General features: G+C 58.4%; 20 protein-coding genes, 1 tRNA gene and 1 pseudogene. 7 read left to right on the top strand and 15 right to left on the bottom strand.

What is annotated here, in order from left to right:
* Positions 1-1,227 carry an MFS transporter gene (locus BLS75_RS18325; RefSeq protein WP_072451509.1) on the bottom strand — a complete coding sequence of 409 codons (1,227 nt, stop codon included), beginning with the start codon at positions 1,225-1,227 and terminating at the stop codon, positions 1-3.
* Positions 1,228-1,322: 95 nt separating this feature from the next.
* Here BLS75_RS18325 and BLS75_RS18330 point away from each other — a divergent pair, with 95 nt between their 5' ends.
* Entirely contained in the window at positions 1,323-2,240 is a 918-nt protein-coding gene (locus BLS75_RS18330) for a LysR family transcriptional regulator (RefSeq protein WP_011060434.1), read from the top strand.
* Here BLS75_RS18330 and BLS75_RS18335 read toward each other — a convergent pair whose 3' ends face one another.
* Positions 2,241-2,948 carry a pentapeptide repeat-containing protein gene (locus BLS75_RS18335; protein ID WP_072451510.1) on the bottom strand — a complete coding sequence of 236 codons (708 nt, stop codon included), beginning with the start codon at positions 2,946-2,948 and terminating at the stop codon, positions 2,241-2,243.
* Between the two features lie 99 nt (positions 2,949-3,047).
* Positions 3,048-3,968, bottom strand: coding sequence for a hypothetical protein (locus BLS75_RS18340; RefSeq protein ID WP_239690679.1), 921 nt, complete (start codon positions 3,966-3,968; stop codon positions 3,048-3,050).
* Positions 3,969-4,221: 253 nt separating this feature from the next.
* Between BLS75_RS18340 and BLS75_RS18345 the strand changes: the two genes are divergently transcribed.
* The gene (locus BLS75_RS18345; protein ID WP_072451512.1) at positions 4,222-4,773 is read left to right on the top strand and encodes a GNAT family N-acetyltransferase; all 552 of its coding nucleotides are present in this window, start codon (positions 4,222-4,224) and stop codon (positions 4,771-4,773) included.
* A gap of 110 nt (positions 4,774-4,883) precedes the next feature.
* Here the strand turns inward: BLS75_RS18345 and BLS75_RS18350 are convergent, their stop codons facing one another.
* Both BLS75_RS18350 and BLS75_RS18355 read right to left on the bottom strand, forming a co-directional pair.
* The gene (locus tag BLS75_RS18350) at positions 4,884-5,726 is read right to left on the bottom strand and encodes a putidacin L1 family lectin-like bacteriocin (RefSeq protein WP_047285119.1); all 843 of its coding nucleotides are present in this window, start codon (positions 5,724-5,726) and stop codon (positions 4,884-4,886) included.
* Between the two features lie 244 nt (positions 5,727-5,970).
* On the bottom strand, positions 5,971-6,141 hold the full coding sequence (locus BLS75_RS18355) for a Com family DNA-binding transcriptional regulator (protein WP_072444854.1): 171 nt from the start codon (positions 6,139-6,141) through the stop codon (positions 5,971-5,973).
* Positions 6,142-6,250: 109 nt separating this feature from the next.
* Here BLS75_RS18355 and BLS75_RS18360 point away from each other — a divergent pair, with 109 nt between their 5' ends.
* The 4 genes from BLS75_RS18360 to BLS75_RS32750 all read left to right on the top strand — a co-directional run bounded on the left by BLS75_RS18360 (position 6,251) and on the right by BLS75_RS32750 (position 8,035).
* Complete coding sequence (locus BLS75_RS18360; RefSeq protein WP_072451513.1) at positions 6,251-6,979, top strand: XRE family transcriptional regulator; 729 nt, start codon at positions 6,251-6,253, stop codon at positions 6,977-6,979.
* Positions 6,980-7,038: 59 nt separating this feature from the next.
* The gene (locus tag BLS75_RS18365) at positions 7,039-7,323 is read left to right on the top strand and encodes a DUF4156 domain-containing protein (RefSeq protein ID WP_019094684.1); all 285 of its coding nucleotides are present in this window, start codon (positions 7,039-7,041) and stop codon (positions 7,321-7,323) included.
* A gap of 107 nt (positions 7,324-7,430) precedes the next feature.
* A complete protein-coding gene (locus BLS75_RS18370) occupies positions 7,431-7,640 on the top strand; it encodes a hypothetical protein (RefSeq protein ID WP_011060426.1) in 210 nt (69 codons plus the stop codon).
* 260 nt (positions 7,641-7,900) lie between these two features.
* Entirely contained in the window at positions 7,901-8,035 is a 135-nt protein-coding gene (locus BLS75_RS32750) for a hypothetical protein (protein WP_258028848.1), read from the top strand.
* Positions 8,036-8,604: 569 nt separating this feature from the next.
* Here the strand turns inward: BLS75_RS32750 and BLS75_RS18375 are convergent.
* Positions 8,605-9,687 carry an acyltransferase family protein gene (locus tag BLS75_RS18375; RefSeq protein ID WP_176876760.1) on the bottom strand — a complete coding sequence of 361 codons (1,083 nt, stop codon included), beginning with the start codon at positions 9,685-9,687 and terminating at the stop codon, positions 8,605-8,607.
* Positions 9,688-9,810: 123 nt separating this feature from the next.
* On the opposite strand from BLS75_RS18375, the pseudogene BLS75_RS18380 reads away from it, so the two are divergent.
* Positions 9,811-10,408: pseudogene (locus BLS75_RS18380) on the top strand (tyrosine-type recombinase/integrase); the annotation flags it as partial.
* Positions 10,409-10,497: 89 nt separating this feature from the next.
* Here BLS75_RS18380 and BLS75_RS18385 read toward each other — a convergent pair.
* From BLS75_RS18385 to thrS, 9 genes are all read right to left on the bottom strand, one after another.
* Positions 10,498-10,574, bottom strand: a tRNA-Pro gene (locus BLS75_RS18385).
* 88 nt (positions 10,575-10,662) lie between these two features.
* The gene (locus BLS75_RS18390; protein ID WP_007920509.1) at positions 10,663-11,019 is read right to left on the bottom strand and encodes a MerR family transcriptional regulator; all 357 of its coding nucleotides are present in this window, start codon (positions 11,017-11,019) and stop codon (positions 10,663-10,665) included.
* The gene (gene ihfA / locus BLS75_RS18395) at positions 11,000-11,302 is read right to left on the bottom strand and encodes an integration host factor subunit alpha (RefSeq protein ID WP_002553164.1); all 303 of its coding nucleotides are present in this window, start codon (positions 11,300-11,302) and stop codon (positions 11,000-11,002) included. The genes BLS75_RS18390 and ihfA overlap by 20 nt, the downstream gene beginning before the upstream one ends.
* Before the next feature lie 3 nt (positions 11,303-11,305).
* The gene (pheT, locus tag BLS75_RS18400) at positions 11,306-13,684 is read right to left on the bottom strand and encodes a phenylalanine--tRNA ligase subunit beta (protein ID WP_072451515.1); all 2,379 of its coding nucleotides are present in this window, start codon (positions 13,682-13,684) and stop codon (positions 11,306-11,308) included.
* A gap of 35 nt (positions 13,685-13,719) precedes the next feature.
* The gene (gene pheS, locus BLS75_RS18405; protein ID WP_011060419.1) at positions 13,720-14,736 is read right to left on the bottom strand and encodes a phenylalanine--tRNA ligase subunit alpha; all 1,017 of its coding nucleotides are present in this window, start codon (positions 14,734-14,736) and stop codon (positions 13,720-13,722) included.
* Between the two features lie 110 nt (positions 14,737-14,846).
* On the bottom strand, positions 14,847-15,203 hold the full coding sequence (gene rplT / locus BLS75_RS18410) for a 50S ribosomal protein L20 (protein WP_011060418.1): 357 nt from the start codon (positions 15,201-15,203) through the stop codon (positions 14,847-14,849).
* A gap of 30 nt (positions 15,204-15,233) precedes the next feature.
* The gene (gene rpmI / locus BLS75_RS18415) at positions 15,234-15,428 is read right to left on the bottom strand and encodes a 50S ribosomal protein L35 (protein WP_002553160.1); all 195 of its coding nucleotides are present in this window, start codon (positions 15,426-15,428) and stop codon (positions 15,234-15,236) included.
* 60 nt (positions 15,429-15,488) lie between these two features.
* Positions 15,489-16,040, bottom strand: a complete 552-nt coding sequence (gene infC / locus BLS75_RS18420; protein WP_169893379.1) for a translation initiation factor IF-3 — start codon at positions 16,038-16,040, stop codon at positions 15,489-15,491.
* A complete protein-coding gene (thrS, locus tag BLS75_RS18425) occupies positions 16,040-17,962 on the bottom strand; it encodes a threonine--tRNA ligase (protein WP_011060417.1) in 1,923 nt (640 codons plus the stop codon). Before thrS ends, infC begins: the two co-directional genes overlap by 1 nt.
* Positions 17,963-18,101 lie beyond the last annotated feature (139 nt).

The raw sequence follows: 18,101 nt of genomic DNA on the forward strand, positions 1-18,101 counted from the left end.
TCACCTCACGTATTCCTTGTTGGATGATGAATCTATCGGGTTGGACGGTTCGCGAGCCGCGACCGGGGTTTGGGGTTCGAGGGGCTTCCAGCCGCCCCAGGCAATCAGCAGCGACAGCAGTTGGAACAGCACAATCAGCGCCACGCAGCCCTGCCAGCCCCAGTGGCTCCAGAGCAGGGCCGGGACCACGGCGCCAAAGCTGCCGCCCAGGTAGTAGCAGGTCAGGTACAGGCCCACGGCGCCGGCCTTGTTGTGGCGGGCGGTGGCGGTGGTAAAGGAGTTGGCGGCGGCCTGGGCCAGGAACACTCCGGTGGAACTCAGGGCCAGGCCCAGCACGATCAGCCACAGCGACGGCAGCAGGGTCAGGGCCGAACCGCAGACCCCGAGCAACGCCGCGGCCACCAGCAGCTCGGCCTGGGGCCGCGACTTGCTCAGGCGCCCGGCGATGGGGATCACCACCAGGGCCAGCAGGAACACGCTGTAGATCGCGCCCAGGGCTGCGGCCCCCAGGTCGAACGGCGCCTGGCTCAGGTAGAGCCCGGCGTAGGTAAAGGTGGCCACTTGCGAGAACAGCACGCAGAAGCCCACGCCGTAGGCCGCCAGCAAGGGCCGCCGGCACAGCTCGCGCAGGGCACCGAGGCCGCCGGATGCCCGGGGCGCGGTCAGGGGCGGGTTGGTCGGCAGCAGCAAATGAATGGCCACGCCGATCAGCAGGCTCAGGCCCGCGAGCAAGGCAAAGGCTTCGCGCCAGCCCACGTATTCGGTCATGAAACCGGTGACAAAACGCCCGGCAAAGCCGCCCAGCACGGTGCCGGCGACATACAGGCTGGTGACTTCGGTCACGGTGCCGCCGCTCCAGCGGTCGCCGATGTAGGCCACGCTGGTGGCGAACACCACCGGGATCAGCATGCCCTCCACCAGGCGCCAGACCAGCAGCTGGGTAAAACTGCCGGCACAGGCCGCCAGCCCCGCCGGCACCGCCAGCAACAGCGCGGCCACCACAATCACCCGGCGCTGATCGAAACGCCCGGTAAAGCGGCTGACAAAGGGCGCAGTGAAGGCCACCGCCAGGGTGGTGACGGTGATGCTCCAGCCGGCTTCCCGGATGCTCACCTGAAAGCTCTGGGCAAATTCCTGGAGAATGCCCTGGGTCGCATACAGGTTGAGAAATGCCGCACAACCACACAGAAACAGGGCGATGCGCGCACAATGCTGACGCGAATTCATGAAACCTCTCGTTTTATGACCAAAGGCCTTTATAAAATACGTCGCCAAGCCAAGACCAATACCGAATTTCGACCGATCAATACCCAGGGAACAGGATGCTCGATCTACGCAAGTTGCGTTATTTTCTGACGGTCGCCGAAGAGCTGCATTTTGGTCGCGCCGCCCTGCGCCTGCACCTGGCGCAACCGCCGCTGACCCGGCAGATTTCGGCCCTGGAAACCGAACTGGGGTTTCGCCTGTTCGACCGCACCAGCCGCACCGTGACCCTCACTGCCCAGGGCCGGCATTTCCTGCCGTACGCCCGGGCCGTGCTGGAACAGGTGGACCTGGCCCAGGTCATGGCCGGCAAGCTGGCTGCAGGTTGCGCCGGGCAACTGGCCCTGGGCTACGCCAGTTCCATCGCCCTCTCGGACCTGTTCAGCCAGGCGATCCAGGCCTTCGCCCAGCGCTTCCCGGACGTGCAATTGACCCTGGTGGAAGGTGCTTCGGTCAGCCAGTGGTCGCAGATTGTCGACGGGCGCATCGACATCGGCATGAGCCGCATGCAACCGCCGAGCGAGCAGAGCGATATCCAGTCCCTGTCCCTGGGGGACGAACCGCTGGTGGCGGCGATCTCCAGCGACAGCCCCCTGGCCGCGCAGGCGCAAGTGACTCTGGCCGAGCTTAGCGAGCATCCGCTGATCCTGTTTCCCGCCGACTACGGCTCGGGGCTCAACGAAGCCATCGAACAACTCTACCGACGCAACGGCCTGCCATTGCGCCCGGGCCCCAGCGGCCGGCAGATCACCTCGATCATCGCCCTGGTCGCCGCCGGCCAGGGCATTGCCCTGGTGCCCCGCTGCACCCAGACCCTGGCGAAAAAAGGCGTGACTTACCGCCCCCTCGCCGACCCCAGCGCCACCGCCCAGTTGCTGGTACTGACCCGCAAGCAGGGCCGCAGCCAGTTGGTGGAAGCGTTCATGGGGGTGCTCGACGAATTGCTGCAGGCCCAACCTGCAGCGGCCGGGCTCTAGTCAGAGCACGGTCAGGCCCAGCCCGGCCAGGAGCATGCCGGCCTGGCCGCGGGAAATGATCGCCCCCTTGAACAGCTTGGCATCCACCAGGCGCAGCCCATGCAGGCTGGCTTCGCGCAGGTCGGCGTCATCGAAGCGGGCATTGTTGACCCGGGCCATGGACAGGCTGCCGCCGTCGACAAACACCGCCTTGCGAAAGTCGCAGTAGGTCAGGTCGGCTTCGCTGAAATCGATGTTGTGCAACTGCGACTTGTAGAACGAGATGCCCGAGAGCATGGCGCTGTTGAGCAGGCAGTCGGAAAAGCTCAGGCCCAGGGCCGACACGTCGCCGAAGTGGGCGCCGGTGAGCTTGCAGCCATCGAAGCTTGCATGGGCCACCTTGCTGCGCTGCCATTGCGTGTTGTTCAGGTCACAGCGTTCGAAACGGGCATCGGTAAGCACTGCAGAACGCAGGTTGGCCTGGCCGCCGCGGCAGCTGGTCCAGCGGGTATTGATCAGGTTGGCCGCGGTGAGATCGGCGCCGGTCAGCAGGCAGCGTTCGAACCAGGCCCCGGGCAGGCTGATGCGGGACAGGTCCTGGCCACTCAGGTCCAGCCCTGCGCAGCGCAGCGGCAGCGGCTGCCCGGCGGCCAGCTCGGCCAGCTCGGCCAGGGAGCGGTCCTGCAGCGCCACGGCGTCGATAGTGAAGTAAGCGTCATGAGCCTGCATGCCCTCTCCCGAGACTGGATACGAAGGGCCGCATCTTCTGGGCGTCGGCCAGGGAGGTCAATCTTGATCTTTGCCGCGCGCTGTGAGCAATGCGCGCCCCTAGCGGCACGCGACCTTGGCCAGTGCTCCGGCCTGGGCGATGGCCAGGTCATTGCCGTTGGCATCGATACCGACAAAGGTGCTGATGTAGGAATACACCTGCTGATAGGCCTTGCCGTCGTACCGGTAGAAGGTGTCGTTGTGCTCTCCGGCACTGACCCGTGCACTGGTCATCAGGTCGGGCATGCCGTTGCAGGAAGTCGCCAGTACGCCCAGGGGGCCATCCTCGACGGCGAACAGCGGCTCGGCGTGTGCCTTGCCGGCACGATAAAGCCATTGGCTTGAGTTGACCTGATTGCCGCTCATGCCACAGCTCAAGAACAGCAATTGGCCATGGGGGCCGCGGCAGGTTGTGGCAATCACCCCCTCCTGCGCGCATTGCGCATTGATCTGCTGACGGGTGTCGGCCCTCAGAACCGCCAGGGCCTGGTTCGCCGGGCTGTCCACCGGCTCGCTGGCGCACAGCCCCTTGCCCCTGGGCCAGGCCCGGCGGGCGCCGAGATACACCGGCGCCAGCGCGGCAATCACTGCATCCAGCTCGCGGCCCAGGCATCGGGTATCCGGGCAACGGCTGATGGCGCGGTTCTGCCTATCGACCTGCCGTGCCAATTGCCACGGGGTGAACACCTGCGTGATCGAGCCGTACTGCACAAAGCGCGCCTTGAACAGTTTCTCCACCAGCGCTGCGTCGTTGCAGGTTCCCGCAGGCAAGGCCTGGCGCGCGGCGGCGGCATCGTGCAGGGCGCTGTCGTCCGCGCTGAAGCCCAGCGTCGTCACGTCCGTACAGGGCTTCAGCAACAATTGCGACGAGAGATAACCCGCCTCGACCTGCTCGCTACCCGGAATCACCCGCTTGCCCTGCGCCCACGCGGGCGAGGCCAGTAAGAGCGTGCATGCCAACAGGCTAATGGGGTATTTCATCGTCGCGTTGCCATCCATTGATGTGCTCAGAGCGCTTGCGCGCTTGTTGAGTATTGCGCGGAGTTGACCAGGTGTGCGCCACAGGCCGATCAGGGATGCTCGCGGCCAACAGCAGCCGTGCCGCGCTATTCAGGCCTGCCAGAGCCTTGTTAAGGTTCCGGCTCCCGCGTAGCCGTGATGCAACCGGAGCATATTGCTCATCCAGCAAGCCTCGCGCAACGAAACAGATGCATTCGCCCTTTGGAGACCACTGATGCAATCGCTGCCCCTCTCGCCCCTGCTCGTTGGTGAGTCACTTGAACTGCGCCCACTTGAGGCCGTGGACTTCGCGGCGCTGTATGGCGTCGCCTGCGATCCCTTGATCTGGGCTCAGCACCAAAGCTCGACCCGCTATCAGGAGCCGGAATTTCGCCAATGGTTCGACGACGCACTGGCGGCCAAGAGCACCCTGATCGTGATCGACCGCGACAGCGGCAAGGTTGCAGGCAGCTCCCGCTACTACGAGTTCAACGAGGACCAGCGTGAAGTTGCCATCGGCTACACCTTTCTGGCGCGCGAAAAATGGGGAGGCCGTGCCAACAAGGAACTCAAGTACCTGATGCTCGGGCACGCCTTTCAGTGGGTCGACACCGTCTGGTTCCATGTTGCGGGTTCGAATATCCGCTCACAGCGAGCCATGGAGAAAATCGGCGGGCAGTTGTCGCACACCGTCCTGAAGCAGGTGAATGGCGGAACCCAGGAGAATCTGTTTTTCAAGGTTGAGCGCCCGGCCTTTGAAAGCCAGCTGTCGCTTGCCCGTTCGTGACCCCGTTCAATCCGCGCCACCAATGGGCCGAGCCCGGCAGAACAAGCCTGCCGGGCCCTTGAGTGAAGCCTGTAGAAGCCCCGCATCGTCGCGGGGCCTCTTGCAGGCCGTTAGAACACGTTGTCCCAGGTGTAGCTACCGGTTTTCCATTTGTGGTCGGGGTAGAACACCCGCGGCGGCTTGATGGTCGGGGTATAGCCGAAGCGGGCCCAGATCGGCCGCTCGGTCACTATCGTGAAACTGCCGTTGGCCTGCAGGCGGATGGTTGCGCCGGGGTGACCAGCCGTGCCGCTCTGCCAGACGACCGCATTGTTCGCGGCGTAGATCACCAGGTTGCCGTCTGCCTGCATGACGCAGCGCACACCACCTTTGTTCTGGGTATAGGTCGCCCAGACCACGCTCCAGTTCGGCCCGTACACCACCAGGTTGCCATCGCCCTGGAAGACCAGAGCGTGATCGCCAGCGCTGTAGAACTGGCCCGGTACCAGCTCGGCCGGACCGCTGATGATCATTGCCGTACCCACCGCCGGGGTGAATACACGACCATTGGGCGCATACCAGTGCGGGATGGTGTCGACAGTAACGATGTTCCCGTCGTCCTGAAGCTGGGTGAACGCACGCAGCGAGGCATCTTCGCGCGACCCCATGGTGGGGTCACTCGGAGTGGTCGACCAGATACGGCCGCGCAGCGGGTCATCCAGGACAAAGCCGTAGTTCATGAAGACCATCATCGGATCTTTCTTGTTGCCCTTGCTCACGTTGGTGAACGGCGTGTTCTGGTCAGCCACCCATGCCAACTGGGCGCCGTCATACAGTGCCAGGTTGCCATCGGGCTGGAAGAGCAGCTTGAAGCGCTTGTTGGGGGATTGAAGATACTGGTTCGGCGCCATGTAGTAGCGAGCCGGCAGCACAGAAGAGCCGTTATCGGTAAAGTCGTATCGAATCCAAGCCATGTTGTTACCTATTGAGTCGAATGATGGATGCGGAGGATTCCGCCTGCATGTCGCTCAAAGGCGAGGAAATCGAAGCTCTTGGCTTTCACGAAGGGGGCGATAGCTTCAACGCGCAGTTATGACCGCCACGGCGTGAGAGCTCCACCCATTCCAATAATGACTGCGACAGCGCTACGCGCGGCCTGGAACCGTCATGCCACAGGAGTTCGGGCCTCTGTCCCGGACGAGCCGTTGCATCACAGGCTCAATGACCGACGCCGCTGTCACACCTGGCCGCTCCTGGCGATAGCTCGAGACTCGCGGCCTTTACATGATTCAAGGTTCCACAGCGGGAACATTTGATCTGGAGCTCAGTAAACTCGCCCACTCGAGCGAGAAGTCGATTGCAACTTCCACATCTGCATTCTTTTAACATCTGCAAATCCATTTGATTATCTGCCTGACGCCCTTACGGGAACACCCATATAGTACGATATAGGAATACCCATTTGCAAGCTTATGGGAAGCCCCGTAATACTGGGCGGATGGAATTTAAAGATCGACTCAAAACAGCTCGTCGCCACGCCCAGCTCAATCAAACAGAGCTCGCTGAACGTGCCGGCCTGACCCAAACCTCAATCTCCGACCTGGAACGTGGCAAATCGAAGGCCACGGCCTTTGTCGCCCAGATTGCCTCGGTATGCGGCGTTTCCTCCATGTGGCTCGCTGAAGGCGTTGGAGAAATGCTCAAGGCGGCGGATACCGCATCGGCACGCACCCAGCCAAGCGTGCATTTGGACGATATCGAGACCTGGGACGATGCGACCCCGCTCGATGACAACGAGGTCTACGTCCCCTTTCTTCACGAGGTGGAGCTGGCTGCAGGCTCGGGCCGGTTTGTCATCGAAGAAAGCGATACCGCCCGGCTGCGCTTCTTCAAGAAAGATCTGCGTCAGAACGGCGTGCAGTTCAACAACGCCAAGTGCGTGTCGGTCAGCGGCAACAGCATGGTCCCGGTGCTGCGCGACGGCGCAACCGTTGGCGTGAACGTCGGCAGGAATGCCCTGAAGGATGTAGTCGACGGGGAGATGTATGCACTCAACCACAATGGCCAGTTGCGCGTGAAGCAGGTTTACCGTTTGCCGATCGGGCTGCGCCTGCGCAGCTTCAACCGGGATGAACATCCGGACGAAGACTATAGCTTCGCCGAAATCCAGGAACAGCAGATCTCGATCCTGGGCCATGTGTTCTGGTGGGCGATGTACTCGCGATGATTGCCCGGGGCTGGCTGGCCGGGATAGGGCGGCAACCTCGTCGACAGGAGTGTTCAGTGATGCGTAATCTGCGTGGCCTTGTCTTGCTTGTCGTCGCTGCGGCTTCGGTCTCGGCTTGCACCACACAACTGACGGAAGCAGGAAGGCAGGTCGATCTGGTGACGGCCTCCTCGGCACAGGCCTGCAAGGTTCTGACGGCATTTACCGTGAAGGGCTCCTCCAATGGGGACGCGCTGAATATGGCCTTCAATAAAGCAGCCGAACTTGGCGCCGACAGCATGAGCGTCGTCAACGTCGGTAGCGCCTCCGACATACAAGCCGCGGCCTTGAAATGTCGTCAGTGACAGGCCTTCCATGAATCTCGCCAGACCGAACCGGAAACAGCCCTCCATCGAACACTGGCAAACCCGTCATCCAGTTCGCCAGCAAACCACAATCGAGGCCTCAGCCCATGCCTAGAAAAGAGCCGGAGGATGCCAAGGCAGTCACTGCCGCCGATATCGAGCGCTCCATCCAGGCCTTGAACAAGATGGCCGAGCGCCTCTGGGGTCAGGGTCGGGAAACCGAGGCACAAGCCTTGCTCAATGCCCTGGACGCACTCAACCGAGCGCTGGACCGAATCAGGATTGGCGAAAACCGGCGCATTGCCACCCTCCACTAGTCTGCGTGATCGAGCCGTAACAAGTGCCAAGTCATGGACGTGGCAGGAGTAGTTGCCACCCGTGCGCCCTCCCCCCCATCGAGCCGATAACCTAGCAAGCCAGGCCGAACCCGCTCATCAATCCGGGCACCAAGCCCCAGATTGGAACCCGGTCACAGCTACCCCTTGGGAACCCAATCAACCGCGCAGGAAAATTGAATTCCACGAGCGCGGATTCAGTCCACAACTATGAACACAGTAAATCTGACGAGGTAACAGCAATGACTATCGAAGCAGAGACACTTGTTGAATTGACTGAAGCCCTGCAGGACAAAGGCATGATCCTGCTTACGGATGTGACCTTCATTCGTGCGCCATACCGGAATAATCATCGTTGGGTGTGCAGCGTGAAATGACGGCCACTACAACAGCCATGACCACACCGAACATCCAATGAATGCCAGCCTGGTATAGGAATGGGAGGAGAAAGGGGGTACCGACCTGTGACAGAGAGCTGTTTGCGTCTCTATCTAAATGCTTAACGGAACGATGAGAAAACCACTGGGGCACGAAATTCAACTACCGCCAGCGCGATCAGTTTGCGCCGCCTCTAAACGAAAAAAGAGATCAAGCCGCTAAGTGCTTGATCTCTTTTAGGAATATGGTCGGGACGGAGTGATTCGAACATTCGACCCCTAGCACCCCATGCGCGCAGTACTCTCTGCGAGCCACGGAAAAAGCCTTGTAACCTCTGCGCTCGCTGCAATCGAATGCACAGGAACGTCTACAAGTGCGTGAGAGAGTCACGCAAAAGTCACGCAAGGCATCCCCTCCTCCGGCGTCCTGCCGAACGATCACATCCCCTACGCCAATTTTTCGATAGAACGAAAAGGCGTCCTTCCCGGAAACCGGGGTTGAGCGCCGGAACAACGAAAGCTATATAGCTCACAAAAAACTTTCGTAGAAAAATGACATACAGCTAATATCAAGCTCGCGCTAACTTATTCAATCCCACAAGCTTAGATGATGAAATGATTGGCTTCTCGATAAACCGATAACTTAAATAGCCGTACACAATACAGGCCACCACCATAACCGGAAGAACTACCACGCTACTTATATCCACATAACCATGAATCTTAAACCACACATGACCCATCGCTGACATAACCAGCACATGAGAAAGGTAGATGGAATACGATGAATCACCAACAACAGTGAGGAGCTTAGGTATTTTAAGACCGGCTAACTCAGCACTGCACATAAAAAACACAATGAATACGGCAGGAACACCAGAAACCAAAACCCTCCACCACCCGCTAGGTGTAGTTCCTGTGGCTTCAAGATACCACCCACCAGCAAATATCAAGACGATAAGTGATGCAGCAAGGCCTGATATGGCAATCAACATTGGCATTAATGGTTTTCTAAGCAGAATCAACTGCCCCAACATAGCACCACCTATAAACTCTATAGTAAGCGGGCTTAATACCACCTTAAGTACCGGTGAATCCCCATCATAAAGTCCGCCAACTAAGAAAATTACTACAGCCCAAGCCACAAGGAATAAGCTCAGATATCTATCCGATATAAAAAATAGTAGACAGAAGATAATATAGAAATACATCTCATGAGCAAGCGTCCACCCTACTGCCACGAGAAATGGATTTTCTGTCGGCCACAGCGCATAGGATGCCAAAATATCAGCAGGCGCACCACTATTAACCATACTTGGCGCAACGATATATAACACTAAAACCAGCGAAGTATACACCCAATATATTGGGTAAATCCGAACAGCTCTACGATACAAGAACTCGATTGCCCTCAATAGTCCATCACGCTTTCCGTCTGTTACGTAGACCATGATGAACCCACTAATCACGAAGAAAATATCCACTCCGGACACGCCGATAAGGGTAGCGTTCGGCAGAATAGTCTCTGCAGCATATTTCCCCTCAACTCTGAAAAGATGTGAAAAAAGAACAAACACTACAGCGACCGCTCGAAGCGCTTGAATCCATTCAATGTTGCGAACATTAGCCCGTCCTAAAGTAAATATTCTCATTCGCAGGAGTGCTTCCCACAGGCTCGCATAGTAACGGATTCCGGCCACGGGTTGTGCGAAGCGAAATGATCTGACCAAGCCCTGAGGGATTCCAGTTCTTGATGAGCAGTTCGCCAGTGACATCGCAAGCGGCACACCGTCGAAGGTCTGAAAGCCATCCGGGAGAAGTCGCCGCTCTGGCTACAGAACGCGACCGACCTTGCTCTGATTACCGCACAACGCCGGACGGACATCTTGAGCATGCGATTCGATCGTGTTCAGGAAGGGTATTTGTATGTGGTGCAACAGAAGACGGCCAAGGCCAGCGACGCGGCATGGATCCGGTTCAAGGTGACCGAAGAACTACAGGCCGTGATCAGTCGGTTCCGGGATGACATCGTCTCGCCTTACTTGATCCTCCGCCGGCCTGAACGCAAGAAGCAGAAACAGGCACAGACGAAGGACCACTGGACGCAAGTCGAAGAGCGATATTTGTCGCGAGCCTTCAAAGAAGCCCGGGAAGCGGCGGGTTGCTACAAGGGATGGAAAGAGGAGGAAATACCGGGCTTCCACGAAGTGCGGGCGCTGTCGCTGCACCTGTATCAGAAAGCCGGAAAGGATGGTCAGAAGATCACCGGGCACTCCAGCGAGACGATGACCAAAAAACTACCAGCGAGACCACGCCGAGATCGTATGGTCAGAAGCAATTCCAGACCTAAATATCAGCGAAATTACCGAATAGTTTTGCGCGATTATTGCGCGGGTTTTGCGCAGGCACAAAAAAGCCGATCTAGATGATCGGCTTAAGTGTCTGATTTAAATCAGAAAATATGGTCGGGACGGAGTGATTCGAACACTCGACCCCTAGCACCCCATGCTAGTGCGCTACCGGACTGCGCTACGCCCCGACTAGGCGTGAAACCTGTTTCACTTCTCAGGAAACGTTGAGGAATATACCGCAAGCTTTTGAAAAGTGGAAGTATTTAAAACAGAGAATTACTTTTTCAGCACCACAAGCACATCTTCCAGCTCAGAGATCATCTGACGGATCAGTTGCTTGTACTGGGTCGTATCGTCTTTGGCCTCATCACCGGAAAGACGCAGACGCGCCCCGCCGATGGTGAACCCCTGGTCATAAAGCAACGCGCGGATCTGCCGGATCATCAGCACATCCTGGCGCTGGTAATACCGGCGATTTCCGCGGCGCTTGACGGGGTTGAGTTGAGGAAACTCCTGCTCCCAATAACGCAGCACATGCGGCTTGACCGCACAGAGCTCACTGACCTCACCAATGGTGAAGTAGCGCTTGCCCGGAATGACCGGGAGCTCGTCGTTATGACTTGGTTCCAGCATAAGCCTCAACTCGGGCCTTCAACTTCTGCCCTGGACGAAAGGTGACCACACGGCGCGCCGTGATCGGGATTTCTTCACCCGTTTTCGGGTTGCGGCCAGGACGCTGGCGTTTATCCCGAAGGTCGAAGTTACCGAAACCGGACAATTTGACCTGTTCGTTATCTTCGAGAGCGTGCCTGATTTCTTCAAAGAATAGCTCGACCAATTCCTTGGCCTCGCGTTTATTCAGGCCTAGCTCTTCGTAGAGACGTTCGGCCATTTCAGCTTTCGTCAGAGCCCCCATACGTCACTTCCTTAACGTGGCGTTCAACCTTTGTTCGAGCGAGGTGAGGATATTTTGCGTCGTAGAGTTCACCTCATCGTCGTTAAGAGTGCGCGATGGATGCTGCCAGGTCAAGCCGACGGCAAGGCTTTTTCTATGAGGATCAATGCCTTTACCCTGATAGACGTCAAACAGCCTGAGGTCTGTCAGCCACTCACCTGCATTTTCACGGATTACGTCCAGAACGGCGCTGGCCGCCACGTCACGATCCGCCAGCAATGCCAGGTCGCGACGCACTTCCGGGAAGCGCGACAGCTCATGGAATTTCGGCAAACGCCCTTGAGCCACTTCACTCAGGACCAGTTCAAACACATAGACAGGGCGGTCCAGGCCGAGATTCTTCGCCAGCTCTGGGTGAATGGCCCCCAGGAAACCGACTTCACGACCGTCACGCTCGATGCGAGCCGTCTGACCAGGATGAAGCGCTGGATGCTTGCCCGGCACAAAGGTGAATGCATCAAGAGCACCGGCAAAACCCAGTACCGCCTCGACATCCGCCTTGACGTCGAAGAAGTCCACGCCATCGCGACCTTGCGCCCAGCCTTCAGGGAGGCGGCTGCCACATACAACACCTGCCAGCATCGGCTGCTGCTTCAGACCTTCCAGCTGACCAACAAAACGCAGGCCGCTTTCAAACATGCGGACACGATCCTGCTGACGATTCAGGTTGTGCTGAAGCGCCTTGACCAGGCCCGGCCACAGAGAGGAACGCATGGCTGCCATGTCGGCCGAGATCGGATTGGCCAGCAACAGCGGTTCGACGCCTGGGTTGAACAGTTCGAACAGCTTCGGATCGATGAAGCTGTAGGTGATCGCTTCCTGATAGCCACGAGCAACCAGCAAACGACGCAGAGCAGGCAGGTCACCCTCGGCCTCGGCCTTGGCCTGAGGCGCCAGACGAGCCTGCGGATAGCGAACCGGAAGACGGTTGTAACCATAAAGACGTGCCAGCTCTTCGATCAGGTCAACCTCAAGACTGATATCGAAGCGATGGCTCGGCACCTCAACACGCCACTGCCCTGCCCCATCGGCAGTTACAGTCAGGCCCAGGGCGGTGAGCAAACGCTCTACCTCAAGGCCGTCGATTTCCATGCCCAGCATCTGAGTGATGCGTTCAGCGCGCAAGGTGACAGGCGCAACGGATGGCAGATGCTGCTCGCTGAGCGTTTCAATGATCGGCCCCGCGTCGCCGCCCGTGATTTCCAGCAGCAAGCCAGTAGCCCGCTCCATGGCTTCGCGAGCAAGCTGCCAGTCCACACCACGCTCGTAGCGATGGGAAGCATCGGTATGCAGGCCATAGGAACGCGCCTTGCCAGCAACCGCGATCTGGTCGAAGAAGGCACTTTCCAGAAATACGTCACGGGTATTGGCAGTGACACCACTGTGCTCCCCACCCATCACGCCGGCAATCGCCAGGGCTCGGGTATGGTCGGCAATCACCAGGGTATCGCTGCGCAGGGACACTTCCTGACCGTCGAGCAATACCAGCTTCTCGCCCTCTTCAGCCATTCGTACACGGATGCCGCCATTGATCTCGGCGAGATCGAAGGCATGCAGCGGCTGGCCCAGTTCGAGCATCACGTAGTTGGTGATGTCCACTGCAGCATCGATACTGCGCACATCGGCGCGACGCAAGCGCTCGACCATCCACAGCGGAGTAGGCTTGGACAGGTCGACATTGCGGACGACACGCCCCAGGTAACGTGGGCAGGCAGACGGAGCCAGCACTTCCACTGGACGCACTTCGTCATGCGCCGCAGGAATCGCCGGCACTTCCGGACGCAGCACCTTGGCCGCGTACAAGGCACCCACTTCACGGGCCATGCCGGCCAGGGACAGGCAGTCGCCGCGGTTAGGGGTCAGGTCGACCTCGATGCTGGCATCGTCCAGGCTCAGGTAGGTGCGAACGTCCTCACCCACCGGCGCATCGGCCGGCAACTCCATGAGGCCGTCATTGCCCTCGCCGATTTGCAGCTCAGCCTGGGAGCACAGCATGCCGTTGGATTCCACTCCACGCAGCTTGGCCTTCTTGATCTTGAAGTCGCCCGGCAACTGGGCACCGATCATGGCGAACGGGACCTTCAGGCCCGGGCGCACGTTCGGCGCGCCGCAGACAACCTGGAAGGTCTCCGAACCATTGCTGACCTGGCAAACGCGCAGCTTGTCGGCATCCGGGTGCTGCTCGGTGCTCAACACCTCGCCCACTACCACGCCACTGAAATCACCGGCGGCCGGCGTTACGCTGTCGACCTCAAGACCGGCCATCGATAGACGGGCTACCAGCTCGTCACGACTTACCTGCGGGCTAACCCAGCCGCGCAGCCATTGTTCACTGAATTTCATCCTGCTCTCCTAATAGATTCGTTACGGACGCGCGACTAGCGAAATTGCGCAAGGAACCGCAAGTCGTTGTCGAAGAACAGGCGCAAGTCATTGACACCGTAACGCAGCATGGCCAGACGCTCGGCGCCCATGCCGAAGGCAAAGCCCTGGAACTCTTCCGGATCGATCCCGGACATACGCAGCACGTTCGGATGAACCATGCCGCATCCCATGACTTCCAGCCAGCCAGTCTGCTTGCAGACCCGGCAGCCTTTACCGCTGCACATCACGCATTCCATATCGACTTCGGCGGAAGGCTCGGTGAACGGGAAGTACGAAGGACGGAAACGCACCGCCAGTTCCTTCTCGAAGAACACCCGCAGGAACTCTTCGATCGTGCCCTTCAGGTCGGCGAAATTGATGTCACGATCGACCAGCAGGCCTTCGACCTGGTGAAACATCGGCGAGTGAGTGATATCGGAGTCGCTACGGTACACACGGCCTGGGCAGACAATGCGAATCGGCGGCTGCTGCGACTCCATGGTGCGGACCTGTACCGGCGAGGTGTGGGTGCGCAACAACATGTTCGCGTTGAAATAGAAGGTGTCGTGCATCGACCGGGCCGGGTGGTGGCCTGGGATGTTGAGCGCTTCAAAGTTGTGATAGTCGTCTTCAACCTCAGGGCCTTCGGCGATGCCGTAGCCAATATGAGTGAAGAACTGTTCGATACGCTCCAGGGTCCGCGTAATCGGGTGCAGACCACCCGAGGTCTGGCCACGGCCCGGCAGAGTGACGTCAATGCACTCGGCGGCGAGCTTGGCGCTGAGTTCCGCCTCCTCGAAAGCCGCTTTGCGAGCATTGAGAACCTCTGTTACACGCTCCTTGGCAACGTTGATCAGCGCACCGACTTGCGGACGCTCTTCGGCAGGCAGGTTACCCAGGGTCTTCATCACCTGAGTCAGCTCGCCCTTCTTGCCAAGGAAGTGAACCCGGATCTGTTCCAGGGCATTGATGTCTTCAGCGTGTTGCACGGCCTCAAGTGCTTGAGAAACCAGCGCATCCAGGTTTTCCATGTACAGACTCCAGATACAAAATAGGGGAAGAGCTTGAAGGCTCTTCCCCTATTTATGACGTTTAACATCTGAGCTCACGAAAGGTGAGCCCGGATGACTGTCGGGGGTACTTAAGCCAAGGTGGCTTTAGCTTTCTCGACAATCGCAGCAAACGCCGCTTTTTCGTTCACTGCCAGATCAGCCAGAACCTTACGGTCGATCTCGATGGACGCCTTTTTCAGGCCAGCGATCAGACGGCTGTACGACAGGCCGTTATTACGAGCACCAGCGTTGATACGAGCAATCCACAGAGCGCGGAACTGACGTTTTTTCTGACGACGGTCACGGTAGGCGTATTGGCCTGCCTTGATTACCGCTTGCTTGGCAACACGGAATACGCGCGAGCGAGCGCCGTAGTAGCCTTTAGCAAGTTTCAGAATTTTTTTGTGACGTTTACGGGCAATGACGCCACGCTTTACACGAGCCATGAGTTACTTCCTCTATTCTTGATCCAAAAATTAACGAAGGCGCAGCATGCGCTCGACTTTTGCCACGTCAGACGGATGCAGCAAGCTGCTACCGCGCAGTTGACGCTTACGCTTGGTCGACATTTTGGTCAGGATGTGGCTCTTGAAAGCGTGCTTGTGCTTGATACCGTTAGCAGTTTTCAGAAACCGCTTAGCAGCACCACTTTTGGTTTTCATCTTTGGCATGTTCGGATACTCCGCATTCAGTTGATAAACATAATCAGAAGGCCTGCCGTGCCCTGTTGATTACTTCTTCTTTTTCGGGGCGATGACCATGATCAGCTGGCGTCCTTCCATCTTAGGATGCTGTTCGACCGAACCGTACTCTTGCAGGTCAGCTTCAACCCGCTTGAGGAGTTCCATCCCCAGCTCCTGGTGGGCCATCTCACGGCCGCGGAATCGCAAGGATACCTTGGCCCTGTCCCCGTCACTCAGGAAACGTACCAGGTTGCGCAGTTTTACCTGGTAATCCCCTTCCTCCGTCCCTGGACGAAACTTGATTTCTTTAACCTGAATCTGCTTCTGGTTCTTCTTCGCAGCAGCAATCTGCTTCTTCTTTTCGAAGATCGACTTGCCGTAATCCATCACCCGGCAAACAGGTGGGACTGCGTCGGCGGAAATTTCCACCAGATCCAGCTTGGCTTCTTCAGCTATACGAAGCGCTTCATCAATCGAGACGATGCCAATCTGCTCGCCGTCAGCGCCAATTAACCGAACCTCGCGTGCCGAGATATTCTCGTTGATCGGGGCTTTCGGTGCAGCTCGTTTATCTTGTCTCATATCACGCTTAATAATAATTACTCCGAATCTTGGCGACCACGCCGGGAAACCGCTTGTGCGAGGAACGCCGAGAATTGGGCGACAGGCATCGAGCCCAGGTCTTCACCTTCACGGGTACGCACAGCGACAGTCTGCATCTCGACCTCCCGATCTCCAATAACCAAGAGATAGGGAACCTTGAGCAAAGTATGCTCGCGGATTTTAAAGCCGATCTTTTCATTTCTCAAGTCGGACTTGGCACGAAATCCGCTTTGATTGAGTGTTTTTTCCACTTCGAGGGCAAAATCTGCCTGTTTATCAGTGATATTCATCACCACGGCCTGAGTCGGAGCCAGCCACGCAGGGAATGCGCCCTCGTAATGCTCGATCAGAATCCCGACAAAACGCTCGAAGGAACCGAGGATCGCCCGGTGCAACATCACCGGATGCTTACGGCTGTTATCTTCGGAAACGTACTCGGCACCCAGACGGATCGGCAGGTTGAAATCCAACTGCAAGGTACCGCACTGCCAGACACGACCCAGGCAGTCCTTCAGCGAGAACTCGATCTTCGGACCGTAGAATGCGCCCTCGCCCGGCTGCAGGTCGTATGGCAGGCCGGCGCTATCCAGAGCCGCTGCCAGTGCGCTTTCCGCACGGTCCCACAGATCATCGGAGCCCACGCGCTTTTCAGGGCGAGTGGACAGCTTCATCTCGATGTCCTTGAAGCCGAAGTCGGCATAGACATCCATGGTCAGCTTGATGAACGCCGCAGACTCGGCCTGCATCTGGTCTTCAGTACAGAAGATGTGAGCATCATCCTGAGTGAAGCCACGCACACGCATGATGCCGTGCAGAGCGCCCGAGGGTTCATTACGGTGGCAGGCACCGAACTCGGCCAGGCGCATCGGCAGCTCGCGGTAGCTCTTCAGGCCCTGATTGAACACCTGCACGTGGCAAGGGCAGTTCATCGGCTTGATTGCGTAGTCGCGGCTTTCCGACTCGGTGGTGAACATATTCTCGGCGTAGTTGGCCCAGTGCCCGGATTTTTCCCAGAGACTGCGGTCAACCACCTGCGGAGTCTTGATCTCCAGGTAACCGTTGTCACGCTGCACCTTGCGCATGTACTGCTCGAGCACCTGGTACAGGGTCCAGCCATTAGGGTGCCAGAACACCATGCCCGGCGCTTCTTCCTGGGTATGGAACAGGCCCAGGCGCTTGCCGATCTTGCGATGATCGCGCTTCTCGGCCTCTTCGATACGCTGGATGTAGGCAGCAAGCTGCTTCTTGTCCGCCCAGGCAGTACCGTAGATCCGCTGCAACTGCTCGTTCTTGGCATCACCGCGCCAGTAGGCACCGGACAACTTGGTCAGCTTGAAGGACTTCAGGAAACGCGTGTTCGGCACGTGCGGACCGCGGCACATGTCGACATATTCTTCGTGGTAGTACAGGCCCATCGCTTGCTCGTTCGGCATGTCTTCGACCAAACGCAGCTTGTAGTCCTCGCCACGGGCCTTGAACACCTCGATCACTTCGGCGCGCGGCGTGACCTTCTTGATCACGTCGTAGTCCTTCTCGATCAGCTGCTGCATGCGCTGCTCGATGGCGGCCATATCCTCAGGCGTGAAAGGACGCTCATAGGCGATGTCGTAATAGAAGCCTTCATCGATGACCGGACCGATGACCATTTTCGCGGTCGGATACAACTGCTTGACCGCATGCCCCACCAAGTGAGCGCAAGAGTGGCGAATGATCTCCAGCCCCTCTTCGTCCTTTGGCGTGATGATTTGCAGGGTTGCATCGCCGTCGATCACGTCGCAGGCGTCGACCAGCTTGCCGTTGACCTTGCCAGCCAATGTGGCCTTGGCCAGGCCCGCGCCAATGGAAGCGGCGACCTCGGCTACGGATACTGCGTGATCGAATGAACGTTGACTGCCGTCGGGAAGAGTAATAGTGGGCATGGCGCCTCCTCTCCTAGTGGTGACCCCTACCAAAGGTCACGTGGGTTGGGATGAGCCAGTACGCGATTCAGTCCGGCCGTTCTGCTACGAACGCCTGCCTCACAGTGGCAAGAGCCTTGCGGCCAACCGAAAAACCGAA

The sequence above is a fragment of the Pseudomonas sp. NFPP12 genome (genome assembly GCF_900103205.1).
GTDB lineage: Bacteria > Pseudomonadota > Gammaproteobacteria > Pseudomonadales > Pseudomonadaceae > Aquipseudomonas > Aquipseudomonas protegens.